General features: G+C 54.4%; 13 protein-coding genes. 2 read left to right on the top strand and 11 right to left on the bottom strand.

Annotated elements, in window-relative coordinates:
• Nucleotides 1-12 precede the first annotated feature (12 nt).
• The 9 genes from ACYQ15_RS02000 to ACYQ15_RS01960 form a co-directional block, all read right to left on the bottom strand.
• Nucleotides 13-1,800 (bottom strand): DNA polymerase, encoded by a 1,788-nt coding sequence (locus ACYQ15_RS02000; protein ID WP_459935859.1) that lies wholly within the window; start codon nt 1,798-1,800, stop codon nt 13-15.
• Nucleotides 1,801-2,433 (bottom strand): hypothetical protein, encoded by a 633-nt coding sequence (locus ACYQ15_RS01995; protein ID WP_459935858.1) that lies wholly within the window; start codon nt 2,431-2,433, stop codon nt 1,801-1,803. It abuts the gene before it with no gap.
• A 71-nt stretch (nt 2,434-2,504) separates the two neighbouring features.
• A complete protein-coding gene (locus ACYQ15_RS01990) occupies nt 2,505-2,720 on the bottom strand; it encodes a hypothetical protein (protein WP_459935857.1) in 216 nt (71 codons plus the stop codon).
• 826 nt (nt 2,721-3,546) lie between these two features.
• Nucleotides 3,547-4,833, bottom strand: a complete 1,287-nt coding sequence (locus tag ACYQ15_RS01985; protein WP_459935856.1) for a tyrosine-type recombinase/integrase — start codon at nt 4,831-4,833, stop codon at nt 3,547-3,549.
• A gap of 556 nt (nt 4,834-5,389) precedes the next feature.
• Nucleotides 5,390-6,193 carry a pyrroline-5-carboxylate reductase gene (gene proC, locus ACYQ15_RS01980; RefSeq protein WP_459935855.1) on the bottom strand — a complete coding sequence of 268 codons (804 nt, stop codon included), beginning with the start codon at nt 6,191-6,193 and terminating at the stop codon, nt 5,390-5,392.
• Nucleotides 6,190-6,609, bottom strand: a complete 420-nt coding sequence (gene ndk / locus ACYQ15_RS01975) for a nucleoside-diphosphate kinase (protein WP_459935854.1) — start codon at nt 6,607-6,609, stop codon at nt 6,190-6,192. Before ndk ends, proC begins: the two co-directional genes overlap by 4 nt.
• Before the next feature lie 229 nt (nt 6,610-6,838).
• A complete protein-coding gene (locus ACYQ15_RS01970; RefSeq protein WP_459939538.1) occupies nt 6,839-7,633 on the bottom strand; it encodes an ABC transporter ATP-binding protein in 795 nt (264 codons plus the stop codon).
• Nucleotides 7,633-8,517 carry an ABC transporter permease gene (locus ACYQ15_RS01965; RefSeq protein WP_459935853.1) on the bottom strand — a complete coding sequence of 295 codons (885 nt, stop codon included), beginning with the start codon at nt 8,515-8,517 and terminating at the stop codon, nt 7,633-7,635. Before ACYQ15_RS01965 ends, ACYQ15_RS01970 begins: the two co-directional genes overlap by 1 nt.
• Before the next feature lie 442 nt (nt 8,518-8,959).
• Complete coding sequence (locus tag ACYQ15_RS01960; protein WP_459935852.1) at nt 8,960-9,931, bottom strand: ABC transporter substrate-binding protein; 972 nt, start codon at nt 9,929-9,931, stop codon at nt 8,960-8,962.
• A gap of 157 nt (nt 9,932-10,088) precedes the next feature.
• On the opposite strand from ACYQ15_RS01960, the gene ACYQ15_RS01955 reads away from it, so the two are divergent.
• Together ACYQ15_RS01955 and panB are read left to right on the top strand one after the other, a co-directional pair.
• Entirely contained in the window at nt 10,089-10,523 is a 435-nt protein-coding gene (locus tag ACYQ15_RS01955) for a CBS domain-containing protein (RefSeq protein ID WP_459935851.1), read from the top strand.
• A gap of 283 nt (nt 10,524-10,806) precedes the next feature.
• The gene (gene panB / locus ACYQ15_RS01950; protein ID WP_459935850.1) at nt 10,807-11,607 is read left to right on the top strand and encodes a 3-methyl-2-oxobutanoate hydroxymethyltransferase; all 801 of its coding nucleotides are present in this window, start codon (nt 10,807-10,809) and stop codon (nt 11,605-11,607) included.
• A 349-nt stretch (nt 11,608-11,956) separates the two neighbouring features.
• Here the strand turns inward: panB and ACYQ15_RS01945 are convergent, their stop codons facing one another.
• A complete protein-coding gene (locus ACYQ15_RS01945) occupies nt 11,957-13,066 on the bottom strand; it encodes an osmoprotectant NAGGN system M42 family peptidase (protein ID WP_459935849.1) in 1,110 nt (369 codons plus the stop codon).
• Nucleotides 13,067-13,083: 17 nt separating this feature from the next.
• Nucleotides 13,084-14,844 (bottom strand): N-acetylglutaminylglutamine synthetase, encoded by a 1,761-nt coding sequence (gene ngg, locus ACYQ15_RS01940; RefSeq protein WP_459935848.1) that lies wholly within the window; start codon nt 14,842-14,844, stop codon nt 13,084-13,086.
• Nucleotide 14,845 lies beyond the last annotated feature (1 nt).

The raw sequence follows: 14,845 nt of genomic DNA, 5'->3' as shown, positions 1-14,845 counted from the left end.
TATCGTATATATTTAATTATATAATAATGGACCGGGGTCGCATGAGTGAGAAGGTGGGGTCGCGCTGGTGCGACCCTTCACATCGAGTTCGTTGACAACACTCCACACAGTACACCACATTTGTTCTCCGCGCTTATCCATGAACCTTTCGGGGTAGCGGATCACCTTTGCATCTGAGCGAAGCTGAAAACCACTCAGGACTATTTCTCCGGCCCGGCGCATGATGGCCTGAGTTCTGGCAATATCCTCGTCCAGCCGATCCAATGGGGCCTCGATGAGCAGAGCGTCGTGCACCGGAGCGACAACACCAATCCCGGTATCCGTGAGCATGATGCAGGCAAGGCGCAGCATCTCAGCGCCGTTGGCCTGCATGGGGAAGTTGCGTAGCGAGCGGGGATTATTCGTTTTGGTTGAGACATGCAGTTCCCAGGCGAACGTGGTCCAGAGCTTTCCGTGGAGCATGGCGTAGTCCTGAACTCCGTCGGACCAGTCCCAGTATTTTTTGTAAGTCCGCCGGTGTAGCGAAAGCAACTCCCTGGCCCTGATTTCCGGCTGGTCGATACGCAAAGCCAATGATGAAGCCCCCATCCCGTATTGCACTGCCAATACACAGGCTTTGCAGAGGTCCCGTTCATGCTCGTGGCTCTCTTTTGTCGCCCCTGGCGGCGCAAGTCCTGCTTGAATCGCAAAACGCATATACGGGTCACCACTAGCATAGGCGTCCATCATCAGCTCGTCGCCAGACAGCGCAGCGGCAATGGCGAACTCCTGTTGGGACCAATCGGTATACACCAAACCATGACCCTCAGGCGGCTTGATCAATCCCCGGAGCCAGGTTGACGGACCAAAGATGAATTTCGAATTACTGGGCTGGTTACGTCCGGTGCGTGAGCGAAAAGCTGACAGGAGGCAACGATTGCGTCCATCCGCGCCCACGGCCAAATCGGTCAGCCGCATCTGGCCAAGCGTGTGCCGGAGTTCACGGAGCGGGTTGAGCTGGGGATGGATACGCGACATCTCACGGAACGTGGCATCTTGCATATCCAACCTGCCAGTGGAGAGGCGAGGCCAAGCAATATTGTTGAGCATTAAATACTCTTCAAAGCGCCACATTTTGAAAGTGTTGTTTTCGTACACATTGAAATTTTTATCTATTTTTTTGACCAGAGCTTCACGTATCTCGGTCCATTTATCCTTTAACTGTAAAAATGCAGGCTGATCAATGGGTACGCCACGGTGCTCCATGGTTGCGACGGCGGACATGTATTTTCCACGGATCAGCGCCCGAGGCAGGTCAATCTTTGACAGCATCACCGGGAGTAGCTTTTCCAACGCCCGGACGTCGCTTTCGCAATAATTGAGCAAAGCGTCGCGCTCCTCTCCGGTCCAGGGGCCGCCGCGAAGAGCCAATTCGCGCATAGCGTCTTTTTCAAGGCCCTCGATTGCAGGGAGACCATGGTATGAAAGAGCGCCAAGAAGGCCTGCGCCACAGGGAACAGGGAGTCCGTTTGTCATACACCGGAATTCCGTGAATAGGTCAAGAATATTGACAGGCAACGGCCAGCCCAGGGACAGGTGACATTGCAACTCGGCTGAGGCATAGTAAGCGACATACAAAATATTTTTGTCGACCAAAAAAGGAGGACGGCCAAGTTGCCTCAGCTCGCCCTCCCACAATCGTATCAATCTTCCTGAACGCATCTCGAGGGCGACCATACAAATCGGCTCCTGCCGCTCGCCAGACTGGGCACGAAACTCAAAATCCACCAGCCAAGTTTGTTGAAATGCGTCCAATTTCATTTACGAAATCCCCAAGAGTCTCTGAATAATAGGATGATCGACCTTATCGATAATCCTCCCCTTGAATGCGATGTTCACCAGTTCAGTAAACGAGATTTCAGGCCAGACAGGATCAGGAATGTTACCAAGTGCCTCGAAGACCTCATATGCACCTAAAGACAGATTCGCTGCCAATCGGATCCATTTGACCTCTGCCATTTCTGAGGCTTCCAGCGCGCTTTGGTTGTAGTTATCCAACCTACCATCCTCTCCAGGGAGCCGGATCGGCCACAAAAAAACTACCCCTTGCCTGTTCACAGCAGTTACAATTTGCTTCGGAACGGTCTCCCCAGGAATTTCATGTAAAATGTCCGGGTTAACAAGGTAATGCTCACGATCCTCCTTCAATTCAATAACAGCAGTCTGCAATTTCATGTCATTGTCGGGGTGAACTCGAACAAAATCTTGTCTGTTTGGCTTGCGAACTGGAACTGTCGTTAAAAGTTTTTTCACACCTGACATACTGTTAAAGTCTTGTCTCAATCTAAACTGTTCTACATTAATATATTGTTTCTTAATTACTTCTTCATAATGTTCTGAATTTTGTTTTGAATTTTCTAATGTCGAACAGTTTTGTTTTGAATTTGTTTCCATAAATGCTCCAAACATGAGTTAATGGTTAGTTTTCATCTTAACATAACGAAAATGTATTAAAAAAATAATTTTTAATCCACAGACCTCTGTCGCAGCCATTCTGCCAACTCCTTCACTGGGTAAACCCATTTTTGTTGAATTCTTAAACGTGGGGGGCCTTTTTTTTGAGCGTCAAGATTTGCCAAATAACTTCCCCGTAACAAACCACCAGTAAATGTAAATACCTCCTTTCGAGTCACCACGGCACTAGGCCATTTTCTTTCCATTGCACAAAAAATATCATCCAATTTGATCACCTCCTCTCGAAATTTTTGACTATTATACACTTAATAAAAAAATGTGCAAGAGGTTTTCATTGTTTTCATCAAAAAAAAATTAATCGATTCATAAGACTTGATCTTACCGTCTCTACAAACCAAATATTTTAGCGTATACCATGGCTATCAGATCAAGACTTATGCAGCGCACACATAGGTTTTTCTATGTCAATCTGCCATCATAACGTATTTTATTATTGCTCTAGATGATTTGCAACAGGATACGAATTTGTTGGAATTAGGTGATAAACTAGCATAAGGAAGGGAGGCCACTGCCCAAATTCTTGGGTTGACCTCACAACTTTGTGAGATTCCGGCACATGTTGATGTTACTAACCACTGATCACAGACTACGGCTTGGTGCATAATGACTTTTGCACCAAGCTCATGAAGGGCGATCAGACAGGCCGGCGAGACAAAAACGTGAATAACCACAAACACAATGTTGCGTTTATTCACGTTTTTGTCTCATGGATGGCAGCTTGAATTTATTCATTTTATTTATAGGTTTACAAGTTTTACACGCGATAAACCAAATAGAAACTGCAAACAAAGGTGAAGGCAAGACGTGGTGGCAACTGTAATCTTCATAGGTACGTGAGTGAACATGTTGGGAGGCGACATTTCAAAAATATTATATGGTTATTTTAAAACAAAAAAAACTCGCCGACAAAAATCGACGAGTTCATGTAATAATCTATTAGAAATTTTTGAATATAAAAAAATGGAAAAGCAACCTCCATTCTCGTAATCTATTTTAACTATTGTTTTTGAGGACAGCGATAATTTTCTGACATCATCCTGTTGCAGCAGATAAAGAGTTGCTGCTTCCTCTTTCAAAATTTTTCACTACTTCTTCCAACACCTTTGAAGCAGCCTTGATATTATCGGGTGCTAAATGTGCATATCTGCTTGTCATTGTATAGTCCGAATGACCGAGTATCTGTTGAACTTGATAAAGAGATACGCCGTTGCAAACCATCCAACTTGCGCAGGTGTGCCGACACGTATGAAAGACAATCTTATCCGTGGACGAGGTAGCTCCGATGTTCAGTCCGAGTCGGTCAACGGTTCGACCGAAAAACTTACTGATTTGGGGCCGCACTCCACCACCACGAGCCGGGAAGATAAGGCTTCCATCATTGCACTTCAGCCTACCGGCGAACATAGACTTGACCTGGGAGGTCATGTAAACGGTTCGCCCTTTGTCGGACTTGGCCACCTGTGACCGGATATGTATTGACCCGTCTTCAAGGTTCACGTCCACCCAACGCAGGGTTGCGATTTCTTTGAAGCGCAGGCCGCAATGCAGTGACAAAAGCGTAATGTCGTAGGTTGCGTGATCATCCTGACCACCTTCCTTGAGGGCAGCCAGAAGTTTGTCCGCTTCTGCATGGGATAAAAATTTCATTCGTTCGTTTCTGATTTTGGGCTTTTTAGTGGAAGTCACGGGGTTGTCACCATGGTAGAGTGGTGGGTCTTGTGCCTTTGCCCAATTGATTACTTGCCGGATGACCTGGAGTCCATAAAGTCCGGTCCGCGGAGATGCTCCGGAGTCAATAATTTTTTTGGAAATTTTTTGACATAAAAAAGGAGTAACCTTGATAAGGGGCACTCTGACAAGTTCCTCCTCAAGCCAGCCAACCCACATATCAGCTTCACGCCCCCATGTCCGAGGCTTCTTCGACCTTACGGACTCATCCGAGTAAAGAGCCCAAACCTCGCCAAAAGTGATCTCTTGAAGTCGGTTCACTTCAGCCAGTCGGAGCCGTTCTGCTTGCTCCTGCTCTCTCCGTATCTGCTCGTCCTGACGTGATCGATCCTCAAGCTCTCGCTTCTCTTTCAACGTCCGAGGGCCTTCACCGGTCTTTTGAGCTCTTTGAAGATCCGCCAGGATGAGAGAGGCTGCTTTTTCGTTAATTTTCGTCGAAGAAATCCACCCGATTGACTCCGAAACCGTTTTACCCTGCCACTTGTAAACGAGCATAATGTACTTGTCCGGGGCATTGCCATGCCGACGTTCCGGATGGAGTCGAAACCTGATACCTCGATACTGACTTTTGACCCACTCTTTTTCCGCCATGCTCAAACCTCCTTTTTTTGACCCTTCGGACTCCTGTCCGTCATGCCGGAGGGCCGCTTTTGAGGGCAAGCTTTGGTCAACCCCTGGTCAACCAAAAGCACTCTTTAACAGTTTTTAAGAGTGAAAAAGAATGAAGTCAAGAGCTTTGCTTCCTTTATAATTCTGGATAGATACATTTATAAAATGGAGAAGTATGGGGAGGTGTTTAAGTGTAAAATTCGGACTTCGAATCCGCAGGCCGGGAGTTCGAATCTCTCCGGGCGCACCAAGGAAATCAAGGGTTTACGATGAGAAATCGTAAACCCTTTTTTTATTTGAGCCATAAAATTGGGTTCACCTTGTGTTCTCTGATTCGACGGAAAAGTGTCCAAGGGCTCTCAATGGATCGCTTCGAGGAAGGCTTCCTTCTGAACTCAACTTCCTATGCGAAGCGAATAACTTTCCCAAATTCCATGAGCCGTGCTTCTCCTGAATCCTGTGTTCCCCATCTGCAAAAACAAAATGGAAGCCAATGGCTTCCATTTTGATATCCAACATTTTCGGCAAGGTGTGACGGCTATGATCCAAGTTCCCTGCTGCGCTGCGCGGCTTCGTGCACGGCGTCGATGATCGCGCCCCGCATTGCTGTCCTGTCCAGATGATTCAGGGCGGCGATGGTGGTTCCGGCGGGGGAGGTGACCATGTGCTGCAGGGTGGAGAGGCTGTGGCCTGTTTCCATTGCCAGTTTGACTGAACCTTCCAGGAGGCCGGAGACCATCTCCTCGACCAGGGGGCGGCTCAGGCCTGCAGAGACGCCGGCTTGGACCAGGGCGTCCATGAAGTAATAGACATAGGCCGGGCCCGAGCCCACCAGGGCCGTGAAGGCATGAAAATCCTTCTCGGCCATAATATGCGCCTGGCCCAGAAGGGCCAGCATTTCCAGGACGATCTCCTTCTGCGCCTCGGTCAGTTGCGGATCTTCGAAACAGACCGCGCTGACTCCGGAACCGACCATGGCCGGCGTGTTCGGCATCACCCGCACCACGGCGCAACGCCGCTCGGACCAGTTCTGCAACTGCTCCAGGGAGATGCCCGCGGCAATGGAGATCAGGCAGGTTTCCGGACGCAAAGCGGGCTTGGCATCTTTCAGCACCCGGGACATGATTTGCGGCTTGACCGCCAGAAACACGAAATCCGCATCCTGAAGCACCGCCTCCATGGAATTGACTGCGCAAAACCCCGCTACCGATGCAAGTTCACCGGCTTTGCGCACATCCGGATCAAATCCGCGGATGGTGGTCTCCGGAAGATGGGACAGCGCCTTGATCAAGGCCGCTCCCATGTTTCCCAGCCCGATGCAGCCGATATGCAGATTGCTCACCCTTGCAGCTCCATGGCGTTGAAGAAATAGGGAATCTCCTGAGCCGCTGTTTCCGCAGCGTCGGAGCCGTGCACCGTATTGCGCTCCACATCCAGGGCCAGATCCTTGCGGATGGTTCCCGCGTCGGCATTTGCCGGATTGGTCGCGCCCATCAATCCCCGCCAGACTGCAATGGCGTTTTCGCCTTCCAAAACGGCCGCGACGATGGGACCGGACGTCATGTAGTCCACCAGGCTCTGGAAGAAGGGACGCTCCTTGTGCACGGCGTAGAATCCCTCGGCCTGGGCCTTGGTCAGCCGCAGTTTGCGCAGGGCCACGATCCGTAGGCCGGCGGACTCGATCCGGGTCAGGACGTTGCCGATCAAATTGCGCTCCACGCCATCCGGCTTGATCATGCACAATGTTCGTTCAGTCATGCGAAATTCTCCATGTATTCAAAAAGGTTAAGGTTCAAAAAGGGATTGCTCAATAAGGCAGGGCAACTAACCACCGCGGATATGTGCTGCCTGGATACCGGCCTGCGCCGGTATGACAAAATGGAGTGCCTCGTGGGCAATTTCCTTTGGCCGTCACCCCGGCGTAGGCCGGGGTCCAGTGTTTTCGTGTAGTTCAATCGCCCGGAGTTATTGAGCAGTTACGACAGAATCAGACCAACAACATCTTGTCCGAAGAAAAAGCTTCCTTCTTCAAACTGTAGAACCGGGCCAGCAGATCATCCACTTTCAACCGGGTTTTCTCTTCTCCGGTAATGTCCAGGATGATCTCACCTCTGTGCATCATGATCAGGCGATTGCCCATGCGCAGGGCCTGGTGCATGTTGTGGGTGACCATGAGCGCGGTCAGTTCCATGCTTTCCACCAGCCGTTCGGTCAGCTCCAGGATCTGCTGTCCGGTCTTTGGGTCCAGGGCTGCTGTATGCTCGTCCAGAAGCAGGATATCCGGGCGGACCAGGGTCGCCATGACCATGGTCAAGGCCTGGCGTTGACCTCCGGAGAGCAGGCCCACGGGATCCTGAAATCGATCTTCCAGGCCCAGATCCAGAAGCCGCAGTTTTTCCCTGAACAGATCCCGGTCCAGGCGGCGCACGCCCGAACCGAGTCCACGAAATCGACCGCGGCGCAGAGCCAGAGCCAGATTCTGCTCGATGCTCATGGAGGCGCAGGTGCCCAGCAGCGGGTCCTGGAAGACGCGGCCGATGAATCTGGCCCGCTTGTACTCCGGCCAGCCCGTCACGTCCTTGCCGTCCAGCAGGATGCTGCCCTGATCCGGAAAAAAACTGCCGGCCAGGCAGTTCAGCATCGTGGACTTGCCCGCCCCGTTGGACCCGATGATCGAGATGAAATCGCCGCGCCGCACGTCCAGGGAAAGGTTCTGCAGGGCCAGAACCTCGTTCACGCTGCCCCGGTAGAAATACTTGGTGATTTGCTTCAGGGAGAGCATCATGAGAAAAATCGCGCCTTGAGTTTTGGCGCCGTCAGGGCGAGCACCACCAGTATGGCCGTGATCAAGTTCAAATCGCTGGGAGTGAAGGTAAACGAGCCCACCTTCATGCTCAAGGCCATGGCAATGGCCGTGCGGTACAGGATCGATCCCAGCAGGACGGCGATCACCGCACGCATGATTCCGCCTCTGCCAAAGACCGTCTCGCCGACGATCACCGAGGCCAGACCGGCAACAATGGTTCCCACGCCCATGTTCACATCCGCCGCGCCCTGGTTCTGGGCGATCAACGCACCGCTGAAAGCCACCATGGCATTGGAAAAGCCCACGCCGAGGATGATCACCGTGTGGGTGTTTACTCCCTGGCTGGTGATCATTCGGGGATTGTCCCCGGTGGCCAGCATGGTCTGCCCGAACTCCGTGTGCAGGAACCAAACCAGAAAGACCACGATGCCGATCCCGATTCCGACAAAAAGAATGATCGAGGAAAGATACCCGGGCAAACCGAGTCCCATCAAGGGATCCAAGACCGTATTCCGGCCCAGCAGCGAAACATTGGGACCGCCCATCACCCGAATATTGACCGAATAGAGGGCGATCATGGTCAGAATGGAAGCCAGCAGGTGCAGGATGCCCAGCTTGGTGTTCAAGAAACCAGTGACCATCCCGGCCAGAAAACCCGCGCCCATGGCCAGAAAAAGAGACAAGAACGGATCCATGCCCGAGCTGATGGCCACGGCGCAAACCCCCGCTCCCAAGGGCAGGCTGCCATCAACCGTCAGGTCCGGAAAATTGAGCACACGAAAGGTGAGGTACACCCCCAGGGCCATGATCCCGTAGACCAGCCCCTGCTCCACGGCGCCGAGCAGCGCGTACCAGCTCATGGCTGCTCTCCGGTCCGGACAGGGCAGGCATGCGTGAAAACGATGGACACGCCCCGGAAGAAAACGTTTAACAGGATTTCATGCATAAAATTGAAGAGATGGTTTCATGAGAGGCCGGACAAATTGATGAGCCGGATTCCCGACCGAGGGAGACCAGCTTGCAAGCGACGTCGATAACTGCTCAAAATGTTGGGGCAGGTACGGCCTGGATGCCCGCTTTCGCGGGCATGACAAGCTTGAAAAAAAAGAGCTTGTGGATTCATTCCCACGAAAGGGGGAATCCAGGAGCAAGAGTACTTCCGGCTGCGCCTGACCTATTGGAGCAGTTATCAGCTTCCGGGATGGTGAAATTACCATGTCGCAGCTTCGAGGCAGCAAGAAAATCAGTTTCTGGAATGGCATCGCGGGCACGTATCGTGCCCGCGATTGTTGAATCGGATTATTATTCGTGGATTTTCACGGCTCGTTCGAGCAGAGATTCCGGAAGGGTCACGCCCATGGCCTTGGCCGCTGACAGATTGACATGCAATTCCAGATCCTGCTGCATTTCCACCGGAGTGGTCGCCGGATCAGCGCCCTGCAAAATGCGTCCGGCCATGGCCCCAGCCTGGCGGCCGTGCTCGTAGTAATCGAACCCAAGGGCAGCCACGGCGCCTCTGGGCACGGAATCCACATCCGCGGCATACAAGGGCAGCTTGCTTTCCTGGCAGACCTTGGCCAGGGCCTCGAAGGCCGAAACCACGGTGTTGTCCGTGGGCACGTACACGGCCTGCACCCGGCCGACCAGACTCTTGGCGGCCTGGAACACGTCGCTGGAGCGGGCCACGGTGGCTTCGACCAGGTTTATTCCGGCCTTGGAGGTTTCGGCCTTGAGCAGATCAGCCAATGCGCGGGAGTTGGCCTCGCCGGAGTTGTAGATCACGCCCAGGGACGTCAAATCGGGATGAATCTCCCGGATCAGCGCCAGATGGCGATCCATGGGAGTCATGTCCGAGGTTCCCGTGATGTTGCCTCCAGGATTCTGCAGGTCCGGCACCAGTCCGGCGCTGACCGGATCGGTCACCGCGCTGAACAGGATGGGGGTCTTCTGCATGGAGGGATTCTTCCTCACGGTCTGGGCCATGGCCTGGGCCGACGGCGTGGCAATGGCCAGAACCAGATGGGGACGCTCCCCGACAATCTGTTGCGCGATCAGGTTCGCGGTGGCCATGTTCGCCTGGGCATTGTGCACGCGAAAGTCCAGCTCAAACCCGTCCTCACGCAACTGATCCTGGAAACCGCGCAACACGGCATCCAGGGCCGGATGCTCAACGAATTGGTTCACCGAGACGATCCGGGGCTGCTCGGACAGGGCCGGAGTGGTCAGCCCGAACACAAAAGTAATCAAACAAGCAAGCAACATGATTCGCTTCATAATGCTTCTCCTCGAAAATAGGGGATATGAAAAAAACGATTTTTCTTATATAAAAAAATCACGGAGGACAAGAAATACTTGCTTCCTCGCTCGGCTTTCTTGACATGAAGACGTGAATGGGAAAGGTTTGCTTGAAATCGCACACAAGGAGAACCCCATGCTCAAAGTCAAAGATCTGATGACCAACCAGGTCATTTCCCTGAAGGAGCACGACAACGTGCAGACCGCCCGCTCCATCATGAACCTGGGCCGAATCCGGCATATCCCCATTATTGACAATCAGGGCGATTTCGCCGGCCTGCTGACCCACAGGGATCTCCTGGCCGTGACCATCTCCAAGCTGGCGGACATTGAGGCGGAGGTTCAGGATGAGATCGACGCCTCCATTCCCATTCATGAAATCATGCGTCGCGACGTAACGGTCATTGATCCGGAAATGGACCTCCGCGAAGCGGCGGAGATTCTCCTGCAGCACAAGTACGGCTGCCTGCCGGTGGTGGAGGACAAACTGCTTGTGGGCATTCTCACGGAGGCGGATTTCCTGAAACTGACCATCAGCCTGATGGATGCGCTGGATAAGATGGAAGCGTAGTGTGAAGTGGTAAGCGTGAAGGGTGAAGGGTGAAGAGGGTATGCTCTGTAGTCGAAATCGGAATCGGAATCGAAATCGAAATCGATTTTTCTTGCGATAGTCAATGAGATAGTGGCACTAATTATTCCGATTTCGATTGCGATTTCGATTTCGATTGCGATTTCGATTGCGATTTCAATTTCGATTTCGGAATACGATAGATGAAGCCCGCCAGAACACAATTGCCGATGGGAAAGGTTCGAGAGGCGGAAGCTTGACGTTTATCATGGACAGGAGACGGGAATTGCAACGGACAACAACGGCCAGGCTCTTGGAAATGAAGAGCAGCGGCGACAAGATTACCGTACTGACGGCGTATGACTGGGCCACAGCCAAGCTCCTGGACGAAGCAGGGGTCGATGTTCTTTTGGTAGGCGACTCCCTGGGCATGGTTGTGCTTGGCCTGGAGAACACTCTGCCGGTAACCATGGACGACATGCTGCACCATTGCCGGGCCGTGGCCCGGGGATCACAAAGATCCCTGCTGGTGGGCGACATGCCCTTCATGAGCTATCAGGTCTCGCCGGAACAGGCCGTGACCAATGCCGGACGTTTTCTGCAGGAGGCCGGGATGCACGCCGTGAAGGTGGAAGGCGGCCGGGAGATCCTGCCTGCCGTGCGCAGGATGACCCAGAGCGGCATTCCCGTACTTGGCCACGTGGGCCTGACTCCGCAACATGTTCACCAGCTTGGCGGATACAAGGTCCAGGGACGAACCGAACTCGCGGCCCAGCGTATCCGGGAGGACGCACTCGCTTTGGAAGAAGCGGGTGTTTTCGGTCTGGTGCTCGAATGCGTGCCGGAATCCCTGGCCCGAACCATTTCCCAGCAACTCGCCATTCCGACCATCGGCATCGGCGCCGGCCCCGGCTGCGACGGCCAGGTCCTGGTATTCCACGACGTGGTAGGCCTCTACGACCGCTTCACCCCGAAATTCGTCAAGAAATACGCCCAGGTCGGGACCATGATGCGCGAGGCCGTGCAGCAGTACGTCCATGAGGTCAAATCCGGCGACTTCCCTGCCCCCGAGCACACCTTTAAATAGACAGTGGTTAGTGGTTAGTGGTTTGTGGGCAGAGGTCAGAAGACAAAGTACCAAGGATCCGGATTAGAAATGGAAAAATGAAAGTAACGACTCAGCTTGCGCAGGAAAAAGGTGGCTGTTCAAAAACCTTGAGACAAGCATGGCCTGGATTCCCACCTTCGCGGGAATGACTTTTTCCAATGCCGTATTCCGGGTCAGTCATACCCGCGAAGGCAGATATCCAGTTTTTTCTCGGATGACTGAAAAAGTTACAATTTAAAGCACTCTTCCTTCTGCCCCATCACCCATCACCCATCACCCATCGCCCATCACCCATCGCCCATCACCTATCGCCCATCACCTATTCCACCTACTCCGGCTGCACCGGGAATCCCTTCAGCGGCCCCAGGTTGAAGCGATCCCGCCAGACCACGGGCTCGGAGAGCATGTAGGCGGCGATCAATTCCGCCGTGGCCTGCAGCGAATCGAAGTGCGTGCGCTCGTAACCGTGCGTGCCGTCCACCCCGAAACAGACCAGCGCGGTGCGCAGGTCGTTGCCCGCCTCCACGGCGGATGCGGAATCGCTGCGGTAATACCGGAACACGTCGCGCCGGTGCAGGATATCGTGCCGGCGGCATAATTCCAGCAGTCTGTGGGTCAGATGGTAATCGAAGGGGCCGCTGGAATCCATCATGGCCACGCTCACGCCGCGCTCGCAGAGATTATGCCCGCCATGCAGCGGCGCCGTATCGATGCTGACCATTTCCGCGACATCCCCGTGCAGGGTCACCGAGGCCCCGGTCCCCACTTCCTCGGCAATGGTGAACAGCAGATGGCAGTCCAGCGGCGGTTTGGCTCCGCTTTCCAGAATCGCCTTGGCCGCGGTGAACAGGATCGCCACCCCGGCCTTGTTGTCCAGATGCCGGGAATTGATGTACCCGCTGGGCCGGATCTCGCACAAGGGGTCCACTGCCACCCAGTCCCCGACATGGATGCCCAGTTCCAGCAAATCGTCGATGCACAGGGACGGCTCATCGATCCGGACCTCGATGTTGTCCCAGTTCACGGGCTGGGTGTCGATTTCATCGCCGTAGACGTGTCCTGAGGCTTTCAGCGGCAAAATTGTCCCGCGCAAGGACTCTGTATCCGTGAATATCGTCACCCTGGCGCCCTCGGCAAAGCGGCTGGACCAGGTTCCGATGGACGTGATGCCCAGACGTCCATTGGGCTTGAGTTCGCGCACCATGGCCCCGATGGTGTCCAGATGGGTGACCAGGGCCCGGTCCGGATTGCTGGTCCGGCCCTTGATGTCTGCTCGAATGGCCCCCCGCCGGGTCAACTCGAAAGGAATGCCCAATCGTTCCAGTTCCTCTCCGGCAAAATGCACGATCCGGTCCGTGTACCCCGTGGGGCTGGGAATCTCCAGCAGCTGTAAAAGGATCTTCCTCAGATACTCCATGTCCAGAGTGATATTTTCCACTCATGCCCTCCCTTGTTCTACTGCTCTTCCCATTGCTTTCTGGCCGCGGTCTGGGGAAAGAGCATGTCCACAAACCGCTCGGCCGTGGGTTGTGGTTCGTGGTTGGCCAGACCGGGGCGTTCATTGGCTTCGATGATCACATATTCCGGCCCCTGCACATCCGGGACGAGGAAATCAAAGCCGACCACGGGAATATTCAGCACGACCGCCGCCTGCTCCGCGGCTTGGATCAGTTCGGGATGCACCTGGTCCGTCACGTCATGAATCGTTCCTCCGGTATGCAGATTCGCGGTCTTGCGCACCACCAGAATTTCGCCCGCCGGAAGAACGTCCTGCATTTTCCAGCCGCTCATGGCAACGCACCGCTCGGTCTCCGCATCCATGGGAATGCGGCTTTCCCCGCCCGTGGCGGCGGCTCTGCGCCTGCTCTGCTTGGCGATCAGCCGCTCGACGGCATGTTCACCGGTGCCCACCACCTGGGCCGGTCGGCGCACGGCCGCCGCGACAAATTTATAGTCGATGACGATCATCCGCAGATCCTCGCCCTCCACGAAAGACTCCAACACCACCTGATCACAGACGTCCCGGGCCATTTCCACCGCCGTCGTCAGCTCCCGCGGTTCCCGGACGTCCACACTGATTCCCCGGCCCTGCTCCCCGCGCACCGGCTTGACCACCACCCGGCCATGGCGCTGCAAGAAAGCGCTGTTCTGCTCTTGGTCACCTGCCCCTACCTGCTCCGGCACCCGCAAACCGGCCCGCTTCAGCAGACGCAAGGTCAGGCTTTTGTCGTCGCAGCGGCAAAAGGCCACGGCGCTGGTCATTTCGCTCAGCGATTCCAGACAGGCAATGGTCCGGCCGCCGAAAACGAGCTGGAAATGCCCGCTCTGCTCGTCCAGCACTTCAACGTTGATGCCCCGGCGTTGCGCTTCCCTGATGATGATCATGGCATAGGGATTCAGGTTGCTCTGGGGCTGTTCTCCCACGAACAGGGGTTCGTTGATGGCGTTCTTATGCTTGACGCTGAATACCGGAATGCGCTGAAAACCTACCTTTTCATAGAGGGCAATAGCCTGATCGTTGTCGTGCATCACGGACAGATCCATGTAGGATCGGCCGCGCACCTGAAAATATTCCGCCAGGTAGCGCACCATCGCTTCCCCCACTCCGGGCAGTGGACATTGCGGTTCCACGGCCAAACACCAGAGGCTCGAGCCGTTCTCCGGGTCATTGAAGGCCTTGGAGTGATCAATGCCCATCACCGTTCCGACAATCTCGCGGCTCGAAAGATCTTCGGCAACCAGGGGAATCACCGATTTGGCGTGGCGCTGCTTCCAGAGGAAATCCTCGTTGGCCACCACCATGCCCCTGCCGGCATAGATGGTGTTCATCCGTTGACAATCCTCTCTGGTCTGAAGTCGGCGGATCAGAATCTGCTTGCTCAGGGACGAATCCGGCTGATACTGATCCAGCCATAATCGATAGGCATGGGAAGGATCCATGAATATATCCTGGGGCGCCATGGCCAAGACGACATGGGGATCGCGCAGATAGAAGGCGATATCCCGTCGTCCCGGCGATTCCTTGAGAATCGTCCGCACCAGTTCGCGCTGGTCGCTGAAGGTATGCGCAAAAATCAGCCGCCCCCAGCCGCAATCCAGAACCACGTTGGCGGGCAATTGCGCGTGCCTGGGCGTTTCGCCCTGCTTCCAGTTGCGCAGGGACGGGAGATTGGCACGATCAAAACGGTGCTCGGCTCTGTGCTTGGTGGGGGCCATG

The organism is Desulfonatronum parangueonense, from assembly GCF_054656975.1.
The sequence above is the reverse complement of the archived record's forward strand: the minus strand, read 5'-3'. Positions and strand labels throughout refer to the sequence as shown.

Coding starts and splice junctions, on each gene's coding strand:
- ACYQ15_RS01970 (WP_459939538.1), bottom strand. CDS start 7,633: ATGCTCTCCCTGAAGCAAATCACCAAGTATTTCTACCGGGGCAGCGTG.
- ACYQ15_RS02000 (WP_459935859.1), bottom strand. CDS start 1,800: ATGAAATTGGACGCATTTCAACAAACTTGGCTGGTGGATTTTGAGTTT.
- ACYQ15_RS01965 (WP_459935853.1), bottom strand. CDS start 8,517: ATGAGCTGGTACGCGCTGCTCGGCGCCGTGGAGCAGGGGCTGGTCTAC.
- ACYQ15_RS01985 (WP_459935856.1), bottom strand. CDS start 4,833: ATGGCGGAAAAAGAGTGGGTCAAAAGTCAGTATCGAGGTATCAGGTTT.
- ACYQ15_RS01960 (WP_459935852.1), bottom strand. CDS start 9,931: ATGAAGCGAATCATGTTGCTTGCTTGTTTGATTACTTTTGTGTTCGGG.
- ndk (WP_459935854.1), bottom strand. CDS start 6,609: ATGACTGAACGAACATTGTGCATGATCAAGCCGGATGGCGTGGAGCGC.
- ACYQ15_RS01995 (WP_459935858.1), bottom strand. CDS start 2,433: ATGGAAACAAATTCAAAACAAAACTGTTCGACATTAGAAAATTCAAAA.
- ACYQ15_RS01955 (WP_459935851.1), top strand. CDS start 10,089: ATGCTCAAAGTCAAAGATCTGATGACCAACCAGGTCATTTCCCTGAAG.
- ngg (WP_459935848.1), bottom strand. CDS start 14,844: ATGGCCCCCACCAAGCACAGAGCCGAGCACCGTTTTGATCGTGCCAAT.